Origin of the sequence: Marinitoga lauensis, assembly GCF_004135675.1 — a bacterium.
GTDB classification, from domain to species: domain Bacteria; phylum Thermotogota; class Thermotogae; order Petrotogales; family Petrotogaceae; genus Marinitoga; species Marinitoga lauensis.
In genome coordinates this window covers 510167-530814 of record NZ_QHLX01000001.1, presented here as the reverse complement: position 1 = coordinate 530814, position 20648 = coordinate 510167, and the positions used below count along the sequence as shown (strand labels likewise).

Below are 20648 nucleotides of genomic sequence, written 5' to 3'. Positions count from 1 at the left end.
AATCTTATAAATGTTTAGACAACTTTTTTTATATAAAGTTCGTTAATAAAAAGTAAAAATTGAACTTTTTTATAGCAAATTAGTCTAAAAAATATGAGGATATTATATAAAGGGAGGGAACCCTAATGAGAATTGGTAATAATTATTTGAATCAAACGAACAGATTATCCAATTTATCCAATTTATTACTACTGAAATCTCAACAGCTTGCAAGCGGAAATAGATTGATTAATTCTGCAGTGGACCCTGCAGGGTTTACGATAGCTCAAAGGTTAAATACACAATTTAGATCGGCATATCAGGCTGTAAGGATATTTATGATGGGATTGGGGCATTAAATGTAGCAGATCAGGGAGTTTCGTCAATTCAGGATACATTGGAAGAATGAAAGAGTTAGCTACAAGAGCAGCAAATGACACTTTACCAGAAGAAGCAAGAAGTGCAATTCAAGAAGAATTTAATCAATTAAAGCAGGGAATTACAGATACTGTAAGAGGAACACAATATAATAATCAACAGTTATTAAATGGTGAATTCAATGCAGAATTACCGCTGGATACAACAGGGAAAAACAATTTAAATGTAGAAATTCAGGATATGAGACCAGACGCTCTTAATTTAGAAAATATTAATTTAACCACTCAGGAAGGAGCAGAAAATGCATTAAATACATTGGAAAATGCATTAGATCAGGTAAATGGAACAAGAACACAAATTGGTTCATATGTGAATAGATTGGGTAAAGCAGCAGAGAATCTTTTGAATACAGCTGAAAATACTGGAGCAGGTGAAGAAAGAATAGCAGGAGCAGATATGGCAAGAACAATGGCAGAATATATGAGAAATCAAAATTTGCAACAAATGACATCCATGTTATTAGGTCAAACTGGCCAGTTAAATGCAGCATCTGTTTTAAATATTTTACAATCCCCATAAGCAATAAAAAAGGGACCGCAAGGTCCCTTTTTTATTTAATAATAAATCTTAATCTTATTTTTATTGATTGTCGATTAAATTTAATAATGCTCTGGCAGCATAACCAGGTCCAGAATCTTCAAAACCAGCGATACCAAGCTGTGTTTTTATTTCACCTATTTTGACATTTGTTTTTATCATTTGTTCGAGGAATTTTTGAGCGATAATTTCGTGTTTTTCTTTTCTTTGGATTGCACCAAATGGATTTGCGAAATAACTATATGTTAAACCAACTTCAGCAGTGGTACCTTTTGCCATTCTTGCCCCTTTTGCAAATACTTCATAAGCCTTTTTATGATCATCATAAAAAGAGATATAATTATCATCTTCAACTTTTGTATAATTATTTGCATATAAAAAGTAATCTATTCTTGTAGGTTTAATAATTTCTTTATAGTTAGAGTATGGAACTATAACCCTCGCATTTGTTTCATTTGGGTTCATAAATATACTTCTATCTATTGCTGAATAGGCGTATCCCGGTTGTAAATCATCCAATCTTACAAAAGCGCCTGTTTCTGTTCCGAAAGCGACTACGTTTCCATTAGCATCGATTTCTAAAGATCCCATATCATCAATTAAAATGTTAACTTCTGAAACTTCTTTTGATAATCTATTTAAAGCATCTAATGTTTCGGATTTTCCAGCACCACTATCTCCCATTAACATAACATTTGCTCTTTTCCCATTTTTTAAAACAATTTCGGCTAAAGCACCATGTATTGGTAAATTACCTTCATCAATAACTTTCAAATTATGAATAGTTAATATCATTTTTTTCATATATCCAAAATAATCAACTGAATCGTCTCTTCCTAATAATCCGATGTATGTTCCGTCATCTTCTTTATAAATAACCCATTTTTATATTCAGGTTTTTCAAAATAAATATCTTCCATACCATAAAAATAAATGCCATCTGGTTTTTTTCTTTGAACGATACCAAATCCTGCAAGTTCAAATAAATTTGTTAATCCTGCAGCCATAGCTAAAAATTCTTTATATACATAAACTAAAATATACTTTTTACCTACATGTATTGGAAATGCAAACCAATCATTCGGATTTTCAATATTTATTTTATCTAAAATAGGTGAGTCGATAACCTTAAATATTCCTCTTCTTTTGTTTGATCTGGTATAAAATATTACAGGAGGTTCAAAAACAACACCCCATACAAATGGAATATTGTATAAATTTTGATCACCATTTAAAACCTTATCTTTGAAATTAGGACTATCGATGGAAAAGGCAACCTGTGCCCCACTTGGTAATTGCCTTAAAACTTTTAATCTATCATCGGATACATTAATTAATATCTGTCTATAAAAATTAGTAATCAGGCTTTTGAAATCTGTATTATTTTTTACCAGCATCATTTCTTTATATATTTTTTGAATGCCATTAGAAACAAATTTATTTTTTGTATCATAAATCTATGCTTATTTCTCCAAAGATTGTATATACGTTCAACAAATTTTACTATTTGCTCCTTTTTATCACTTAATTTTGGAAAACTGTAAAAAGGAGATGCGTCAATTTCATCTATTTTCTCAGCTGATAGGGCAAAAAGCATCTTTACAATTTGATCTAAATCATAACGTTCATCTATTTCTACAGCATCCTCATTTTTAAGGAATAGCGTAAAAAACGTTAATAAACTTTCATTTCTTTCTTCTAAATCTTTTAAAAATTCTATAACTAAATCTTTTAAAATTTTGCTATGAATAATTTGTGCATTTGATGAATATGATACACTACCATCAATTAAAACAGTTCTCGACATAAAATCACCCTTATCTTGTATTCTTGGAATAATTATACCACAAAATATCTGGAGAGAAAAATTGTATGAAATAATTCTACATTTTATCATCAAAAATACAACTTTTGATGATAAAATAAAATCAGATTTCTCTAAATTAAATTTAGGAGGTAATAAATATGTTCAGAATCCTTTTAAAGGGAAAAATTCATAGAGCGTCTGTAACAGAAAAAATATCCATTATGAGGTAGTGTTACAATAGATGAGGAACTGATGGAATTAGCTGATATAGAAGAAAATGAGTTAGTTCAAATAGTTGATATAAACAACGGAGCAAGATTTGAAACTTATGTAATTAAAGGTCCAGAGGTTCAAGGATAATAGGACTAAACGGTGCAGCTGCAAGAATGGTAGAGTTAGGAGATAAAGTGATTATTATGGCTTATGGATTATATTCGAAAGAAGAGAAAAGTAATCCAAAAATAGTTGTAGTGGATGACCAAAATAATCCAAAATATTAAAAAATCATGAAGAACCAAGAACGGAGTGTTGAATTTGAAAGTATTAGGGTAATAGTTGAATATAACCCTTTTCATAATGGACATTTGTATCATTTGAAAAAAGCTAAAGAGCTTATAAAACCCGATTATACCGTTGCTGTTATGAGTGGAAATTTTGTTCAACGGGGAGAACCGGCTATTATTGACAAATTTTCCAGGGCAGAAATAGCTTTGAATATTGGAATAGATATAGTTTTTGAACTTCCGTTTTTATATTCAATTCAGGATGCTAATGGATTTGCTTTTGGGTCGATAGGTTTGTTAGATAGAACAAATGTTGTAACAGATATAGTATTTGGAAGTGAATCTGCAGATATACAAACTTTAGATATAATAGCAGAAACATTATATAAACAACCAGAAGATTATCAGTTGTTGTTAAAAAAATATTTGAAAAAGGGATATTCCTTCCCAAATGCAAGAAAATATGCTTTAATTGAATATTTTGAGAAAAATGAAATATTATCTAAAGATCAAATTCTTATAATAGAAAAATCGAATGATATTTTAGGATTAGAGTATTTAAAAGCTTTAAAATATTATAAGTCTAATATTATTCCTCATACTATAAAGCGTCAGGGCGCAGATTATAATGATGAAAATTATAAAGGCAATTTTTCAAGTGCTACTGCAATTAGAAAATTATGGAAAGAAAAAAAATATGAATTAATAAAGGATTCAGTGCCATCAAAAACATTTGAAATAATAAAAAGGGAAGAAAAACTCGGCAAAGCGCCTATATTTATTGAAGATTTTGAAATCCCTTTGCTCTCTTTTTTAAGAACCCTTGAAAGAGATGATTTAAAAGAATTATATGGTATAAATGAAGGATTAGAACAAAGAATAATAGAAGCAGCAAAACAAAGTACATCAATTGATGAATTTTATCATTTGGTTAAAGCCAAAAGATTTACATATACAAGGATAAAAAGAACGCTTTTGAGTATATTTTTTAAAATAAATAATGAATTAATTTTAGAAGCAAATACTTATGGACCACAATATTTAAGGGTTTTAGGATTTAATGAAAAAGGTAAAAAATTGTTGTCAGTAATGAGAGAAAAAATTCAATATCCTGTAATAACAACACCTTCCAATTATATATCTATTATAAAAAATATTGAAAGGGATTTAGAAAATAAAAGAAAAGATTGGCAGGTAAACAAAAAATTATACTTTAAGATGATTAATTATGATTTTAAATCTACAAACGTATATTCAATGTTTTATAAAAATAAAGAATTTTCTAAAGGAGAATTAGATAAAAAAAACAAAGTGATTTATGAAAGGGATTATAATGAAAAAAATATTGTTAATTATATTTATATTTATATTTATATCTATATTTTCTTTTTCTAAAAAAATAATTATTTATTATACTCAAAGTGCATCAGAAGTATCTATAATAGGAGATTTTACAAACAATATTCCAGAACAAATGGAGAAAACTAATACAGGATTATGGAAAAAAGTTTTTGATTTGGAAGAAGGACAATATAAATATTTATTTTTAGTTGATAATAAAGAAATTTTGGATTATAAAAATTTAAATACAGTGTATTATAAGGGGAAAATCTATTCTTTATTAGTTGTAAAAAAAGAAGAAATGTATATTCCATCTCCTGGTGATGGTAAAATAGGATTAATAAATCATAAAAAGAAAGAGAATATATTAATCCAGTTAAACCAGGGGAGATATACTTATTACTGGAAGTACAAAAAAATGACGTTCAGGATGTTATTTTTATTGGAAATGCAAAAGTTTTAAAAAAGAAAAGATTACATATGAGAATAATGAATTATACAGATTTCATTTAAAAACTCCTGCAAATGTGCTAAATTATAAATTTTTAATAAAAGATGGTAATGTATCTTTAGAATATCCGGAAAAAAGCTATTTTGAATTTAATTTTGATAAACCTATCATAAATTATTTAAATGTTCCAGAATGGTCTAAAGGTGCAATATATTATCAAATTTTTCCAGAAAGATTTAAAAATGGTGATAAAAACAATGATCCTAAATATACATATGATTGGTATGGACCGTATACATCATCTTCTTTGGGATCAAATGGTTTTTATGGAGGGGATCTTGAAGGAGTTATAAAATCAATAGATTATTTAAATGATCTGGGAATAGAAGCAATTTATTTTAATCCTATATTTGAGTCACTTTCAAGTCATAAATACGATACAAAAGATTATTTAAAAATAGATCCGCATTTTGGTAATGATAAAGTGTTTGAAAGGCTGATAAAAGCATTAAAAGATAATAAAATAAAAGTTATTTTAGATGGAGTTTTTAATCATTCGGGAGATGAATTTTTCGCAATGCAGGATATTTTTAGAAATCAAAAAAAATCAAAATATTTAAATTGGTATTTTATAAAAAAATTTCCTGTAACAAAATCAGCTGATAGTTATTTGTCCTGGTGGGGATATGCAGATCTTCCAAAATTAAACCTTGATAATACGGAAGTTAAAGCATATATTACAAAAGTCATAGGTAAATGGATGGAATACGGAATTGATGGATGGCGTTTGGATGCTGCGGATCAGGTTAAAGAATCATTTTGGGATAAATTCTTTTATCCTTTGGTAAAAGGTATTAATAATGAAGCGATAATTAGTGGTGAATATTGGAAAGATTCTTCTAAATATTTTGAATATCCGGCATTTGATACTGTTATGAACTATCTTTTTAGAGATGCAACCCTTGGCTATGTAAAAGGTGGAAATGCTTCAAACTTTGTGAGAAATACTAATTTGTATTTAGAAAAGTATCCCCACAGATATTAAATTCATTATGGAATATGCTTGATAGTCATGATACTACAAGAATATTTACTGAACTAAATGAGGATATAAATAGGCTAAAAATAGCTGTTGGAATTCAAATGACCTTTGTTGGAGCTCCTGTTATATATTATGGCGATGAAATAGGAATGACAGGAGGTAAGGATCCATGGTGTAGAAAGCCATTTCCATGGGATAAAGAGTTCTGGAATATGGACATATATAATTACTACAAAAAATTAATAAAATTAAGAAAAAATCATAATGCATTAAAATATGGTGAATATGAAGTTTTAAAAACAAAATTAGGTGCATTGGTGTATAAAAGGTATACTGATAATGACGAAATTATAGTAATAACAAATTCAAGAAAAATACCTGTGAAGTTAAATATGGAATTAAAAGGTAAATATATGGATTATTTTACAGGGAAAGAAATTAACTCAATAGATAAAATATCTGGATTAAGCATTAAAATTTTAGTAAGGCAGTGATTTATATGTATTATTATGAAATTGCAGTATTTGGGACATATACATATAATACTTTCACATATTCATATGAAGAAAAATTAGCACCTGGTCAGAGGGTGCTAATTGAATTTAGAAATCAACAAAAATTAGGGGTAATAATTTCTGAAACTAATAAAAAAGATTATGAAGTTAAAGAAATAGAATTAGTAATTGATGAAAAACCATTATTAAATAAAAATCATATAGAATTAGCTAAAAAAACTTCCAAAAAATTTTTGATGCCTCTTAGTGAAGTTGCTAAACTCTTGTTTCCACCAACCTCTTCAGATAGAATAAAAATAAAAATAATTCCAAAATCTACTTTAAGCAATATTAATAAACCGATATTTTTAAATGAATACTATAAACATTTTAAAACAAAAAGAGAAGCTAATAAAGTTTTAAAGGAAATGGTAAAAAACAATATTGTGGAATTATCAGTTCATATAGTAAAACCCAAAAAAGAAAATAACAAAATAATAATATTAAAAAAAGACTTTATAGAAATTTTAAACGAACGATTATCTGCAAGTGCTATGAAAGTTGTTAATTATATTTTAGAAAAAGATGAGAATGTATATGAAGAAGAGCTATATGAGAAAAAAATAATTTCAAGATCATCAACGGTTTTAAAAACATTGGTAAAAAAGGGAATAGTAGATTTAATAGAAGAGTCTAAAATTAATGAAGAACCATTTATTGTTGAATTAACAGAAGCTCAAAAAGAGGTAAAAGAAAAATTATTAAAAAAAGGTAGCAGTGTAGATTTATTATATGGTGTTACAGGCAGTGGAAAAACAGAAATATTTTTTGAAGTAATGGAAGAATATTTGAATAAAAATAAAAAAATCATGATAATTCTTCCAGAAATATCATTAACTCCACAATCAGTAACAAGGGTAAAAAAAAGATTTCCTGATAAAAACATAGGGGTATATCATTCCAATATTAATAGTATAAAAAGAATAAAAACCTGGTATGATGCAGTTAATGGAAATATTGATATTATTATCGGGACAAGAAGTGCAATATGGATTCCTTTAAAAGATATAGGTATGATAATTATTGATGAAGAACATGATCAATCTTTATATCAATTTGACCAACTTTCATATGATGCGGTAGAGGTGGCTTATTTAAGATCTGAAATAGAAGAAGTAAAGTTAATATTATCTTCTGCAACGCCAACATTAAGAGAAATGAAAAAAGCATATGAAAAAGAAATTAATCTTTTAGAATTAAAAGAAAGAGTATTTACTGAAATGCCTGATATTGAAATAATTGATATGAAAAAAGCGGAAAAAATAAGCTGGATTTTTACAAAAAAAGTTCTGGAAGAAATAAATAAAATACTTAAAAACAATGAAAAAGTTTTAATTTTTTCTCCAACAAAAGGGTATGCCAATTATTTAATATGTACTAATTGTGGGAATGTATTAAAGTGTGAAAACTGTGACGTCTCATATACCTATCATAGATATGAAAACAAATTAAAATGTCATTATTGTGGAAGTGAAAAAAAAGTTCCAAATGCATGTCCTGTATGTGGTAATCCTGAGTTGCAGTTAAGAGGATATGGTACAGAAAGAGTTGTTAATGAATTACTAAAATATTTCCCCAATCAAAAGATAATTAGAATGGATAGAGAAATAATAAAAACACATGAAGATCTGGAAAGAGCTTTTGAAGAAATAAAAAAAGAAGGTTCTGCTATTATTGTAGGGACAAAAATGATAACCAAAGGACTGGATATTGAAGATATTAAACTGGTTGTTATACTTGATAGCGATAGGTATTTAAATTTTCCAGAATACACGTCTCAAGAACATACAGCATCTCTATTAATACAAGTTGCAGGAAGATCTGGAAGAAAAGAAAAAGGGAAAGTAATAATTCAAACCTTTAAATCTGAAAATAATTTTTTTGAGTTTATAAAAGAACATAATTATGATCAAGTTGTAGAATATGAATTGAATAATAGAAAAAAATTCAATTACCCTCCACATTCTGATTTATTAATGATAATTTTTTCAAATTCAAAGCCAGAAATAGCATTAAAAGAAGCAGAGGATTTTTATAAAAAACTAAAAAAGGAAAAATTGGAAGCAGAAATAATGGAACCAACAGAGCCGCTAATACCAAAACTAAGAGGGCAATATAGATATCAAATAATAATAAAGGGAAAAATAAATCATGAAAAAATATATGAAATAATAAGAAAACATAACAAAAAAATGTACCTTTACCTCAATCCCCACACAACATTGCTATAAATTAAAAGAGACCATAGATTTTATGGTCTCTCAGTTTGTAGACAAAGTACAAAATAAAATACTCAAATAATATTCGCTCATCCGGTGAAAATTCTTATTCCTCAAAAATGTTCATTCCCACCGGTCGTTCAAACTCACATCCTTGTTCGGTTTCGCTCAATTTTGCATCCGTGCAAAATTGACCGGTTCCATTCACATTTTTTCGGGAATTTTCAAGGATTCGCTCATATTATTTTTTCTTATTTTATTTTGTCAACAGTCTGAGAGACCATAAATTTTAGTGTTTAATTTATAATGGTAAATTCAAATGCCGCTCTTGCAAGAATTTCATATTTGCCATTTTCCTTCCATACTTCACCATAAATCATAATCTCTTTACCTTTTAAATCATATAAATTTAAATTATCAAAAAAGCATTATATTCATCTCTTCTAATACTAATATAAAAATTTCCATTTTCAGAATATACATGGTAAAAAGAACCAGAGCTTGAAACATTTGAAACTTTAAATTTTACATTTCTAATCTTTCCAATATCAGAATCTGTTAAATTTTTATCTTCTATTATTCTATTTTTTGAATCATAAAATTGAAAAATTCCTTTTCTCTCTTCAAAAGCTTTCTTATAAGCTTCTATAAATTCATCTTTGTGTTTTGATGTGTCAGAATAGAATAAAGGTCTGGCATAGCCATTTTCCATTATTTCTTTATTGAGAAAATGAATTTTTCCATCTTTCCCTTTGTAATAAACGTAAGCTAATAAGCGATCATAATTACCATATTTATCATTATCAAATTCAAGGTAAACATAGGATTTTTTTTCATTTTCCGTATAAATTTTGTTTCTTGTAAACCAATAAGCTTTATCTCCTAATTCTCCTAATGGTTTATTGCCACTGTGAGTTTCAGGAGTATCAATGCCTATTAATCTTACAGAAACCTCATCACCATTATAATATACCTTTAGGGTGTCGCCATCGATTACTCTACTTACATAATAAGTTTTTTCAATATCTTGATTATTTGTTGTTTGTTTAGAACATGACATGATGAGGAAAGATAGGACTAAAATAATAATAAATAAAGTGAGTTTTTTATACATTTTAACATTACACCTCCGTATGTTTTGTGTTATAATGTTATGTTAAACTTATCGAACATTATATTATATCATAAATTTTTATTAAACAAATATTCTGGGAGGTATTATTATGAAAAAAGTATTTTTAGGGGTATTTTTGCTTATTGTTCTAATTTCATTTGCAGCTTTTAGCGGTACCAAGTTTTCGGTATTGGGGATTTATACGATGAACCTTGACGATTCACAAAATTATGTTGATGTTTTTCCTATAACTTATTTTGATGTTGGAATTACTCAGAATTTGATGTTGAGATTTAATGATTATGTAACCTTAAATTCTTCTGTATTATCACTTGATATAAATGATGAAACTCTAAATTTTAAACTCCCTCGTTATTATTATTTGCAATATAAAATAGGCTATGATGTTTTATTGATGTTTGGTAAATTTAAATTTAGAGATTATCCATATGATATGAGACGTGATTATGCATTTAGGCTAGGAGGCTTCAGGGATGATTTAGGAGATAAAGATTATACATTGGATCCTATGAAAATGGCAATTGGAGGTTATATAAAACCAATAGGTGATTTAAAAATAGGTGGAGCTTATAACTTGGAAGATAGTTCGATTTACACATATTTCGGTCTTGATAAAAGATATACAAAATATATGTTCTATCTTTCTCAGGATAATAAATACAGTAAATTATCAGTTTCATTTGCAGGATACAATTCAATAAGATGGAGTAGAAAATTGATAACACAATTATTTTATAGTGTAGGGTATGCTGTAAATTCAAATGTTGAAAGTTTATCCGAAATTCCACAAAATTTTGATGGGATAATAGAAATATTACCAAATCCAAAACTTGTAGCTGGCGGTAAAATAAATTATTATCCAGTATATCTAAAAGGTTTAATATATTACAATATGGATAAAAATAACGAAAATCTTTATTATCTTGATGTTGATTCAGCAACAAATAGCCCATTAAATAAAACATGGTTGTTTGAAGGAAGATTTGGATATTATTTACCAAAACCATGGAAAATAGAAGTTTTTTTCCAGGGGAATTCTTTAGATGATGGAATATTAACAGATTATATTACAAATTATGGAGCAAAATTAATTGGGGATAATTTTGATTTAACCTTTGCAATGAAAGATATCAATGGTAGGGCAAATGGAGAACAAAAATTTGTTATGAGTTTTACCACATGGACTGATTTTGTAATCACCGAAAGGCCATTAAGTAGAATATTATTTTAATATTAAAATCTAAATTCAGGAGGGGTTAGTATGAAAAAAACATTGGTATTTTTACTGGTAGTTTTTATGGGAGTATTTTTATTAACAGGATGTTTGACAAAAGAGAAAGTTGAAGAACCTGCAAATGACAATATTTCAGTGAATGAATATTCTGTTGGTGATGTAAAAAGTGAAATTAAAGAAAATTATATTAACGGTACTGCTGGTTGGGATACAGCTGATCCAGATGTTGTTCCATTAAGAAATTTAAAAAATGTAATAGTTGTTTATGACGGTTCTGATTATGGATATGTGTATGGTGTAACATCAGATGGAACAGGATTATATTTTAAAGTAAATACTAATTTGGAGATTAAAGATACGTTTAATGCAACAGGGAGACCTTACTTTACAGAAAGAGATCAAAACAAAGGCTATTTTGAATATAGATTTTCAATTGCACAAAGTGATTCAGAAGTTGCAACTACAGTAAAAGGAAACATTCCATGGGATAAAGCTGATTATTTAACAATGGATAATTTGCCTGGAATGAATAATTTGGGTAATTTGGTTATATTTGAAGGTAAGTATTTAGGAAAAGATAATTATGGACATTTTGATTTTGATTTAAACAATGATGGAAATAGTGACGTAAAAGTTGTTAAATATTCTTTAATGCCAGCGCTTATAGAAAATAATACTTATGAGGTAAAAGGGGTAGTTGGATATAATTATGGGTTTAAAATTTATGTTGGAGATTCTTCTTTTGTAACAGAGAAATAATTTAAGAAAGCCCGTTTGGGCTTTCTTTTTTGAAAATTCGGGAGGTAAAAAATGAAAAGACATTTAATAGTAGTAGTAATATTGATAGCGATTTTTCTTTTATCAGGGTGTATTATTAGAAAAAATAATCAACAGGATTTGATTTTAAAAAATAAAAAAATACTATTTGATAATGCACATTCACAAACTGCAGGAAACGCAGATTGGACGATACATGGTGGATTTTCTGATTTTGCAAATGACCTGAAAAATTTTGGGGCTGAAGTAAAAGAATGGGGAAATGATGAAACAGGAAGTAATCAGAGGGATGATGATTTTCCTATAAGTTATGATATATTAAAGAAATATGATGTATATGTAATTCCAGAGCCAAACATACCATTTACAAAGGAAGAACAGGAAGCAATAATTCAATACATTGAAGATGGAGGGAATGTATTTTTTATCGCCGATCATATAGGTGCAGATAGAAATAATGATGGCTGGGATGCAGTTGAAATATTTAATGGTTATTTAAAAGGTACTCATATAATTGAAAGTAAGAATATATATTCGGATGATTTTGTTGGAAAATTAGGGTTTAGATTCAAGGAAAAGCAGTATTCGGAATCTCCTATAACAAAAATAAAAGAGCATCCAATTACAGCAGGAGTGAAAAAAACAGGTGCATGGGCAGGAACTTCTGAATATATTATAGATAATACAAGGATAGAAGGAATTATTTATTATAATAGAGATACATGGGGACCATATATAATAGCTGGTAAATATAGAAAAGGAAAGTTTGTTGCAATAGGAGATTCATCTCCAATAGATGATGGAACGGGAGCACCAGGAAATAAATTATATAATGGATATGATTATGGTGATAACAGAATTTTGATGAAAAATATAGTAGAATGGCTTTTAGAATAGTTTTTTGATGGATTCACAAATGATTAACGAATTTTACAAATCTGTAAGTTGACAAATAGACAGAAAGATGGTAAGATATATCTCGGACGCGGACGAAGAGGTCTGCGGAGGAAAAAGAAGAGTAAGGAAGGATGAAGCTCCTTGACAAGTGAACAGAGACACCCAGCGGAAGTAAAACGAGAGTGAAGAGATCGAACTCGAAATCTTGGATGGAGGGTTTGATCCTGGCTCAGGGCGAACGCTGGCGGCGTGCTTAACACATGCAAGTCGAACGAGGAGGCTCTCTTCGGGAGTAGTACTAGTGGCGAACGGGTGAGTAACGCGTAGGAAAGTGTCCTCCAGACCGGGACAACCACTGGAAACGGTGGCTAATACCGGATGAGACCGAGAGGTGAAAGCGTGCCAAGGCATGGCTGGAGGAGCTGCCTGCGACCCATCAGGTAGTTGGTAGGGTAAGAGCCTACCAAGCCGACGACGGGTAGCCGGCGTGAGAGCGTGGCCGGCCACAGGGGGACTGAGACACGGCCCCCACTCCTACGGGAGGCAGCAGTGGGGAATATTGGACAATGGGGGAAACCCTGATCCAGCGACGCCGCGTGGAGGATGAAGTCCTTCGGGACGTAAACTCCTGAACTTATCGAACAATAAGGTGAGCAGGGAATGGCTGACTGATGAGGGTAGATAAGGAAAAGCCCCGGCTAACTACGTGCCAGCAGCCGCGGTAATACGTAGGGGGCGAGCGTTGCCCGGAATCACTGGGCGTAAAGGGGGTGTAGGCGGTCAATTAAGTCAGATGTAAAAGGTCCTGGCTCAACCAGGGGAATGCGTCTGAAACTGATTGACTTGAGGTTACTAGAGGGAGACGGAATTACCTGTGTAGCGGTGAAATGCGTAGATACAGGTAAGAAGGCCGGTGGTGAAGACGGTCTCCTGGGGTAAACCTGACGCTGAGGCCCGAAAGCTAGGGGAGCAAACCGGATTAGATACCCGGGTAGTCCTAGCCGTAAACGATGCCCACTAGGTGTGAGCGGTAGTACCGTTCGTGCTGAAGCTAAGGCGATAAGTGGGCCGCCTGGGGAGTACGTCCGCAAGGATGAAACTCAAAGGAATTGACGGGGACCCGCACAAGCGGTGGAGCGTGTGGTTTAATTCGAAGCTAAGCGAAGGACCTTACCAGGGCTTGACATATAGGTGGTACCTACTAGAGATAGTAGGGACCCTGAACTTCGGTTTGGGGAGCCTATACAGGTGGTGCACGGCCGTCGTCAGCTCGTGCCGTGAGGTGTTGGGTTAAGTCCCGCAACGAGCGCAACCCTTGCCGTTAGTTGCCAGCACGTAAAGGTGGGAACCCTAACGGGACAGCCGCCGACGAGGCGGAGGAAGGAGGGGATGACGTCAGGTAATCGTGCCCCTTATGTCCTGGGCGACACACGCGCTACAATGGTAGGGACAGAGGGCAGCGAGGCCGAAAGGTGGAGCGAATCCCAGAAACCCTACCCCAGTTCAGATTGTAGTCTGAAACCCGACTACATGAAGCCGGAATCGCTAGTAATCGCAGGTCAGCCACACTGCGGTGAATACGTTCCCGGGTCTTGTACACACCGCCCGTCAAGCCACCCGAGTTGGAAACGCCCGAAGATGGCCAGGCTAACCGAAAGGAGGCCGGTTATTGAGGGTGGAGTCAGCGAGGGGGCTAAGTCGTAACAAGGTAGGTGTACCGGAAGGTGCGCCTGGATCACCTCCTTTCTAAGGAGAAGAAATGGGTGTCTCTGTTCAGTAGTGAAGGAGTAGGGGTAGTAGCTCAATTGGGAGAGCGTCTGCCTTGCACGCAGAAGGTTAGGGGTTCAAGTCCCCTCTACTCCACCAGCTCATTGACAAGTGCATAGTGAAAGATAAGGTCAAGGTAAAAAGGGCTTACGGAGGATGCCTAGGCGACGGGAGGCGAAGAAGGACGTGGCAAGCTGCGAAAAGCCACGGGAGCTGCAAGCGAGCGTAGATCCGTGGATATCCGAATGGGGAACCCGAAGGCCAGCGAAAGCTGGGGCGAACCCGGGAAGGGAAACATCTTAGTACCCGGAGGAAAAGAAATCAAGAGAGATTCCCTGAGTAGTGGCGAGCGAAAGGGGAGGAGCCCAAACCAGTTAGGTGTAAAAGGGTGCTGCCGTTGCCTAACTGGGGTAGAGGGAAGTAATCGGAGCCGACAGCACGAGGCTCGGGATGGAAGTTTGTATAGCCGAATTGACTGGGAAGTCAAACCGGAGAGGGTGAAAGTCCCGTAGGCGAAATACAAACTAAGTCCTGGATTACTATCCCAAGTAGCGTGGGACACGAGGAATCCTGCGTGAATCAGGGTGGACCACCATCCAAGGCTAAATACTACCCGTCGACCGATAGCGGAAAAGTACCGTGAGGGAAAGGTGAAAAGGACCCCGGGAGGGAGTGAAAGAGAACCTGAAACCGTAAGCCTACAAGAAGTGGGAGCTCTGAGAGGAGTGACCGCGTGCCTTTTGATTAATGTGCCCACGAATTGCATGCATTGGCGAGGATAAGCCGGGAGAGGTGGATCCGAAGTGAAAGCGAGCCTGAAGAGGGCGGATAGTCAATGTATGCAGACCCGAAGCCAGGTGAGCTATCCATGGGCAGGGTGAAGTTGCGGTGAAACGCAATGGAGGCCCGAACCGGTATGCAGTGAAACGCATTCGGATGACCTGTGGATAGGGGTGAAAAGCCAACCGAACCTGGTGATAGCTGGATCTCCCCGAAACGTGTGTAGGCACGGCCTCAACTATTACTTACGGGGGTAGAGCACTGATAGGCGTAGGGGGTAACCTCCGAAACTTGTCAAACTCCGAATACCGTAAGTAAAAGGTTGGGAGACAGACTGTGGGGGAAAAGCTCCATGGTCGAGAGGGAAACAGCCCAGACCGCCAGCTAAGGGCTCGAAGGGATAGCTAAGTGTGAAAGGTAGTGGACTGCCAGAGACAGCCGGGATGTTGGCTTAGAAGCAGCCATCATTAAAAGAGTGCGTAACAGCTCACCGGTTGAGGCGGACTGCGCCGAAAATGTAAGGAGGCTGAAGCTATACTCCGAAGCTGCGGAATCTGCGGATTGGTAGGGGAGCATTGTGCAGTAGGGAGAAGGTAAATCGTGAGGTTTACTGGACGAAGCACAAGAGCGGATGTGGGCATGAGTAACGAGAGGAAGGTGAGAATCCTTCCCCCGAAAGCCCAAGGGTACCTGGGGAAGGGTCGTCCGCCCAGGGTAAGCCGGGACCTAAGGTGAATCCGAAAGGAGTAACCGATGGAAAACAGGTAAAGAATCCTGTGCCATATCTATACTGCTATGATAAGAGGGGTGACGCAGAAGGTGAAGCCTCGTGAGCAAGTGGCACGCTCATCCAAGCGCAAAGGTCGAAGAAGCTGGTAGGTAAATCCGCCGGTGGAGGCTGAAGCGTGATGGGGAGGACGTAGGTCCAACGAGGTCACAGCCATGCTGCCAAGAAAAACCTCGCTTATCGGTATAGATATGCCCGTTCCGAAAACCGACACAGGTGGGCGAGCTGAGAAGGCTAAGGGGAGCAGGCTAACCTCCGCTAAGGAACTCGGCAAAATAGCCCCGTAACTTCGGGAGAAGGGGTGCTCTCTGGTGTGGTTAATACTGCATTGGGGAGTCGCAGTGACAAGGTCCAGGCGACTGTTTACCAAAAACACAGGACTCTGCGAACTCGAAAAGAGGACGTATAGGGTCTGACGCCTGCCCAGTGCCGGAAGGTTAAGGGGAGTGCTGAGAGGTACGAACCGAAGCCCCGGTAAACGGCGGCCGTAACTATAACGGTCCTAAGGTAGCGAAATTCCTTGTCGGGTAAGTTCCGACCTGCATGAATGGCGTAACGATTTGGACACTGTCTCAGCGGAGGGCCTGGTGAAATTACAGACTGGGTGAAGATGCCCAGTACCCGCAGTTAGACGGAAAGACCCCGTGGAGTTTTACTGTAGCCTGACATTGTAACTTGTCATGTTGTGTACAGGATAGGTGGGAGGCGGAGAAACCTGCTCGCAAGGGTAGGTGGAGCCGACGGTGGGATACCACCCTCAGCATGATGGGTTACTAACCATTGATTGTGAAGAGCAATGATGGGACAGTGTTAGGTGGGCAGTTTGACTGGGGCGGTCGCCTCCTAAAGAGTAACGGAGGTGCGCGAAGGTAGGCTCATGTGGGTTGGAAATCCACAGGAGAGTGTAAAGGCAAAAGCCTGCCTGACTGCGAGACTGACAGGTCGAGCAGGGTGGAAACACGGTCTTAGTGACCCGGCGGATCCGAGTGGAAGGGCCGTCGATCAACGGATAAAAGTTACCCCGGGGATAACAGGCTTATCGCGCTCAAGAGTTCATATCGACGGCGCGGATTGGCACCTCGATGTCGACTCATCGCATCCTGGGGCTGAAGTAGGTCCCAAGGGTTGGGCTGTTCGCCCATTAAAGCGGTACGTGAGTTGGGTTCAGAACGTCGTGAGACAGTTCGGTCCCTATCTGCTGCGGGCGTAGGAAACTTGAGGGGGTCACACCTAGTACGAGAGGACCGGTGTGAGGGTACCGCTAGTGAATCAGCTGTTCCGCCAGGAGCAGGAGCTGAGTAGCTATGTACCTGACCGATAACCGCTGAAAGCATCTAAGCGGGAAACGGGCCCCGAGATGAGGTTTCCCACTCTTAGGAGGTAAGGGCAGTTCGAGACTAGGACGTAGATAGGCCGGAGGTGTAAGTACAGTGATGTATTGAGCCGACCGGTACTAATAGCCCGAGGCCTTGACCTTATTAAGTAACTATGCACATGTGAATGAGTTTGAGGGGTGCAGATACCAGATATGGAAACACGCGGATCCATGCCGAACCCGACCGTTAAGCATATCTGGGCCGATGGTAGTATGGGAAATCCATGCGAGAGTAGGTAGCGCCCCTCTTTTTATTCCCCAGTCATTTTTGACTGGGGGTTTTTATTTTATGCTAATTTTTTTATTCCATTTATAATTTATTTCCTTCATTATATTTATTAATTATCTTAAACCTTTCGCTGAGCGAAAGGTTTAAAGTTTTTTTTTTATTTTATTATTAAAATACTTTTCCTAAACCCTTTGCGAGCAAAAACAGCTCTGCGAGAAGCAATAGGATAAAAAATAATAATATAAAAATAATATATTAATTATTTCATAATTAAAAAAAGCAGCCAAAAAGGCTGCTTTTTTTGATTTTCTTTTTATTTGTTTAAGCAACAATTGGTTGTTTAAGACTGTCGATAAAATAAAATATGAAAAAATAATATGATAGAATCCTAAACCCTTCGCGGAGCGAAGAGTTTAAGAGTTTAAGAATTAAAAATTTTAAAAAGTGATTTTTCAGGATTTGATGAATAAATAACACCTGCCTTTGACAGCAATTTGGCGATTTTAAGGGAAATGGAACGGTAGAATGCGGGTTTGAGGCGTGTATTTTTCAGGAAGTCGAAAAATTGTGTGGCTAACTTTTGTTACAGAGAATTAACTATAATTAGTAATATATTAGTCCTTTTGGTGGTATAATATATATGACAACCACTGAAAGGAGATGTTTTAAAATGTATCCTAAAATATCAAAAGTGAAAGGAAAAAGATATTTAAGGATAATGGAAAGCAAAAGAGAAAATGGAAAAGTGAAACAGCATACAGTAATAAATTTTGGAAATATAGATAAGTATAGTAAAAAAGATATAACAAAACTTGTAGATAGTCTTTTTAAAATATTTGAAATAGATGAATATGAAAAAATAGAAGATGATTTAATGGAAGAAATAGCAAGAAGAAATTACGGAGCCAAAGTAATAGTAAATAAGATATTTGAAAGATATGAGATGAAAAGATATTTTGAAAGACTGGATAAAGAAATAAAATACAATGCAGAAGAAATGTTAAAAATAATGGTGATGAATAGAATAGTAGAACCGAAGAGTAAATTGGGAATATTTAATAATTTAGAGTATTTTGGATATAACAAAGTGGAAGTTAAAAAAGAAAAAGACCTGGAAGAAAAAGATGTAATGTTGCACTGGTTATACAGAACATTGGATATATTAGCAGATAATAAAGAGTCGATAGAAAAACATATGTATAATCAAAGGATAAGTTTGTTTAATACAACGGTAGATTTAGTATTTTACGATGTAACAACATTAGCGTTTGAAACACAACAAACAAATGAAATATTACAAATGGGATATTCAAAGGATAAGAAATTTAATGAGTCGCAAGTAGTATTAGGGATGTCAATAGATCAGGATAGAATGCCAGTTAGTTTTGATATATATGCAGGAAATACATTTGAAGGGCATACATTTAAAGATTCAATAGAAAAAATGAAAAAAGAATATCAATTAGGAAAAGTAATAGTAGTAGCAGATAGAGGAATGATGAGTAAAAAAAATATAGAAGTAGTAGAAAATTCTAATTATGAATTCATAGTAGGAAAATCAATAAAACAGTTAAAAAAAGTAAATATATTTGAAGGAGAATTCATAGAAATAGCAAAAGGAATAAAATATAGAGAAGTAGAATATGAAAATAAAAGATTACTCATAATATATTCAGAAGAAAGAGCCAAAAAAGACAGAGCAGATAGACTACGATTAATAGAAAAAGCGAAAAAAATGTTAGAAGAAGGAAATATAGATTCAAAAAGTAAAAGAGGAGCGAAAAAATATTTAAAAGAACAGAACAAACAAAATTATATATTGGACATAGAAAAAATAGAAAATGATGAAAAATACGATGGATACTATGGAATAATAACAAACACAAAACTATCTCCAAAAGAAATATTAGAACAATATCATACATTATGGAAAGTAGAAGAAACATTCAGAACATTAAAAAATTATCTTGAAACAAGACCGGTATTTCATTGGACACCGAAAAGAATAAAAGGACATATTGTAATGAGTTTCATATCTTACATAATTCAAAGAACATTAGAATTAGAACTGGAAAAAAATAATATTGAATACTCTCATGAAAAAATAAGAGAAGCTATAAAAAAAATGGAATACTCTGAAATAAGATTAAAAGACAAATTATTTGCATTAAGAGCCAATTTAAACGATTTTCAAAAAGCCATATTAAAAACATTAAAAATAGAAAAACCGAAAAAAATGATGGAATTAGATGAATTTAAAAAAATAATCTCCTAAAACACGCATGAAAAGCCAAAAAGGAGGAGGTGTGTGGCTAATTTCTCTTTTTATAAAAAGTTAACAATAGCTATTTTTTTGAATAATTCTACTTTTTAGAATTTTGTTGATAATAATAGTGTCAAACTCAGGAAAAAAAGCAGCCAAAAAGGCTGCTTTTTTTGATTTTCTTTTTATTTGTTTAAGCAACAATTGGTTGTTTAAGACTGTCGATAAAATAAAATATGAAAAAATAATATGATAGAATCCTAAACCCTTCGCGGAGCGAAGAGTTTAAGAGTTTAAGAATTAAAAATTTTAAAAAGTGATTTTTCAGGATTTGATGAATAAATAACAATTTTCTTATCATCAGGAAAATGATTGAATCTTCTTGAATATTTTTTTAATAGATTTATATCAATATCCAGATGATTTCTATATTCTATAATTAAGCTGTTATCATATATTTCTATATTTTTTGCTCCTTTTTCATATGCGATAATTCTTAATTTTGTATATTCTAATAGATTAATTACTTCTTC

General features: G+C 33.9%; 17 protein-coding genes, 1 tRNA gene, 3 rRNA genes and 1 pseudogene. 17 read left to right on the top strand and 5 right to left on the bottom strand.

Annotated elements, in window-relative coordinates:
* Positions 1-125 precede the first annotated feature (125 nt).
* Complete coding sequence (locus DJ007_RS02865) at positions 126-338, top strand: flagellin family protein (RefSeq protein ID WP_129408226.1); 213 nt, start codon at positions 126-128, stop codon at positions 336-338.
* A 46-nt stretch (positions 339-384) separates the two neighbouring features.
* Positions 385-936, top strand: coding sequence for a flagellin (locus DJ007_RS02860; RefSeq protein ID WP_129408225.1), 552 nt, complete (start codon positions 385-387; stop codon positions 934-936).
* Positions 937-996: 60 nt separating this feature from the next.
* On the opposite strand, the gene DJ007_RS16975 is transcribed toward DJ007_RS02860, so the two are convergent.
* Genes DJ007_RS16975 through DJ007_RS16965 form a run of 3 tightly spaced genes read right to left on the bottom strand, consistent with a single transcriptional unit; the run spans position 997 to position 2761 of the window.
* Positions 997-1758: a phosphoenolpyruvate carboxykinase (ATP) gene (locus DJ007_RS16975; RefSeq protein ID WP_240739193.1), complete on the bottom strand. Its 762-nt coding sequence runs from the start codon at positions 1756-1758 to the stop codon at positions 997-999.
* A 32-nt stretch (positions 1759-1790) separates the two neighbouring features.
* Complete coding sequence (locus tag DJ007_RS16970) at positions 1791-2354, bottom strand: hypothetical protein (RefSeq protein WP_240739192.1); 564 nt, start codon at positions 2352-2354, stop codon at positions 1791-1793.
* Entirely contained in the window at positions 2351-2761 is a 411-nt protein-coding gene (locus tag DJ007_RS16965; RefSeq protein ID WP_240739191.1) for a hypothetical protein, read from the bottom strand. Before DJ007_RS16965 ends, DJ007_RS16970 begins: the two co-directional genes overlap by 4 nt.
* Positions 2762-2822: 61 nt before the next feature.
* Between DJ007_RS16965 and DJ007_RS18725 the strand changes: the two genes are divergently transcribed.
* The 7 genes and pseudogenes from DJ007_RS18725 to priA all read left to right on the top strand — a co-directional run bounded on the left by DJ007_RS18725 (position 2823) and on the right by priA (position 8883).
* On the top strand, positions 2823-2954 hold the full coding sequence (locus tag DJ007_RS18725) for a hypothetical protein (RefSeq protein WP_276318611.1): 132 nt from the start codon (positions 2823-2825) through the stop codon (positions 2952-2954).
* Positions 2920-3261: pseudogene (panD, locus tag DJ007_RS19850) on the top strand (aspartate 1-decarboxylase). Before DJ007_RS18725 ends, panD begins: the two are co-directional and overlap by 35 nt.
* Before the next feature lie 6 nt (positions 3262-3267).
* Positions 3268-4659 carry a nucleotidyltransferase gene (locus DJ007_RS02845; protein WP_129408224.1) on the top strand — a complete coding sequence of 464 codons (1392 nt, stop codon included), beginning with the start codon at positions 3268-3270 and terminating at the stop codon, positions 4657-4659.
* Positions 4598-5068 (top strand): glycogen-binding domain-containing protein, encoded by a 471-nt coding sequence (locus DJ007_RS16960; protein WP_240739190.1) that lies wholly within the window; start codon positions 4598-4600, stop codon positions 5066-5068. The genes DJ007_RS02845 and DJ007_RS16960 overlap by 62 nt, the downstream gene beginning before the upstream one ends.
* Before the next feature lie 64 nt (positions 5069-5132).
* Positions 5133-6101, top strand: a complete 969-nt coding sequence (locus DJ007_RS02840; RefSeq protein WP_276318608.1) for an alpha-amylase family glycosyl hydrolase — start codon at positions 5133-5135, stop codon at positions 6099-6101.
* Between the two features lie 14 nt (positions 6102-6115).
* Complete coding sequence (locus tag DJ007_RS18710) at positions 6116-6592, top strand: alpha-amylase family glycosyl hydrolase (RefSeq protein WP_276318607.1); 477 nt, start codon at positions 6116-6118, stop codon at positions 6590-6592.
* 5 nt (positions 6593-6597) lie between these two features.
* Positions 6598-8883: a replication restart helicase PriA gene (gene priA, locus DJ007_RS02835; RefSeq protein WP_129408223.1), complete on the top strand. Its 2286-nt coding sequence runs from the start codon at positions 6598-6600 to the stop codon at positions 8881-8883.
* Positions 8884-9280: 397 nt separating this feature from the next.
* On the opposite strand, the gene DJ007_RS02830 is transcribed toward priA, so the two are convergent.
* A complete protein-coding gene (locus tag DJ007_RS02830) occupies positions 9281-9985 on the bottom strand; it encodes a thermonuclease family protein (RefSeq protein ID WP_129408222.1) in 705 nt (234 codons plus the stop codon).
* 109 nt (positions 9986-10094) lie between these two features.
* On the opposite strand from DJ007_RS02830, the gene DJ007_RS02825 reads away from it, so the two are divergent.
* The 8 genes from DJ007_RS02825 (at position 10095) to DJ007_RS02790 (ending at position 20127) form a co-directional block, all read left to right on the top strand.
* Positions 10095-11237, top strand: a complete 1143-nt coding sequence (locus DJ007_RS02825) for a hypothetical protein (RefSeq protein WP_129408221.1) — start codon at positions 10095-10097, stop codon at positions 11235-11237.
* Between the two features lie 30 nt (positions 11238-11267).
* Positions 11268-11999, top strand: coding sequence for a hypothetical protein (locus tag DJ007_RS02820; protein WP_129408220.1), 732 nt, complete (start codon positions 11268-11270; stop codon positions 11997-11999).
* Between the two features lie 51 nt (positions 12000-12050).
* A complete protein-coding gene (locus DJ007_RS02815) occupies positions 12051-12914 on the top strand; it encodes a motility-associated ABC transporter substrate-binding family protein (RefSeq protein WP_129408219.1) in 864 nt (287 codons plus the stop codon).
* A gap of 206 nt (positions 12915-13120) precedes the next feature.
* Positions 13121-14660, top strand: a 16S ribosomal RNA gene (locus DJ007_RS02810).
* A 44-nt stretch (positions 14661-14704) separates the two neighbouring features.
* A tRNA-Ala gene (locus tag DJ007_RS02805) sits at positions 14705-14780 on the top strand.
* A 30-nt stretch (positions 14781-14810) separates the two neighbouring features.
* A 23S ribosomal RNA gene (locus tag DJ007_RS02800) occupies positions 14811-17725 on the top strand.
* A 32-nt stretch (positions 17726-17757) separates the two neighbouring features.
* Positions 17758-17871, top strand: a 5S ribosomal RNA gene (rrf, locus tag DJ007_RS02795).
* Together the 16S, 23S and 5S rRNA genes with 1 tRNA gene alongside form the textbook arrangement of a ribosomal RNA operon.
* A gap of 621 nt (positions 17872-18492) precedes the next feature.
* Entirely contained in the window at positions 18493-20127 is a 1635-nt protein-coding gene (locus DJ007_RS02790) for an IS1634 family transposase (protein ID WP_129407806.1), read from the top strand.
* A gap of 281 nt (positions 20128-20408) precedes the next feature.
* Here DJ007_RS02790 and DJ007_RS02785 read toward each other — a convergent pair whose 3' ends face one another.
* On the bottom strand, positions 20409-20639 hold the full coding sequence (locus DJ007_RS02785) for a hypothetical protein (protein WP_240739226.1): 231 nt from the start codon (positions 20637-20639) through the stop codon (positions 20409-20411).
* Positions 20640-20648: the final 9 nt, after the last annotated feature.

Coding starts and splice junctions, on each gene's coding strand:
- DJ007_RS16975 (WP_240739193.1), bottom strand. CDS start 1,758: ATGAAAAAAATGATATTAACTATTCATAATTTGAAAGTTATTGATGAA.
- DJ007_RS02830 (WP_129408222.1), bottom strand. CDS start 9,985: ATGTATAAAAAACTCACTTTATTTATTATTATTTTAGTCCTATCTTTC.
- DJ007_RS16970 (WP_240739192.1), bottom strand. CDS start 2,354: ATGATGCTGGTAAAAAATAATACAGATTTCAAAAGCCTGATTACTAAT.
- DJ007_RS16965 (WP_240739191.1), bottom strand. CDS start 2,761: ATGTCGAGAACTGTTTTAATTGATGGTAGTGTATCATATTCATCAAAT.
- DJ007_RS02790 (WP_129407806.1), top strand. CDS start 18,493: ATGACAACCACTGAAAGGAGATGTTTTAAAATGTATCCTAAAATATCA.
- DJ007_RS02860 (WP_129408225.1), top strand. CDS start 385: ATGAAAGAGTTAGCTACAAGAGCAGCAAATGACACTTTACCAGAAGAA.
- DJ007_RS02845 (WP_129408224.1), top strand. CDS start 3,268: ATGAAGAACCAAGAACGGAGTGTTGAATTTGAAAGTATTAGGGTAATA.
- DJ007_RS02820 (WP_129408220.1), top strand. CDS start 11,268: ATGAAAAAAACATTGGTATTTTTACTGGTAGTTTTTATGGGAGTATTT.
- DJ007_RS18710 (WP_276318607.1), top strand. CDS start 6,116: ATGCTTGATAGTCATGATACTACAAGAATATTTACTGAACTAAATGAG.
- DJ007_RS02815 (WP_129408219.1), top strand. CDS start 12,051: ATGAAAAGACATTTAATAGTAGTAGTAATATTGATAGCGATTTTTCTT.
- DJ007_RS02865 (WP_129408226.1), top strand. CDS start 126: ATGAGAATTGGTAATAATTATTTGAATCAAACGAACAGATTATCCAAT.
- DJ007_RS02825 (WP_129408221.1), top strand. CDS start 10,095: ATGAAAAAAGTATTTTTAGGGGTATTTTTGCTTATTGTTCTAATTTCA.
- priA (WP_129408223.1), top strand. CDS start 6,598: ATGTATTATTATGAAATTGCAGTATTTGGGACATATACATATAATACT.
- DJ007_RS16960 (WP_240739190.1), top strand. CDS start 4,598: ATGAAAAAAATATTGTTAATTATATTTATATTTATATTTATATCTATA.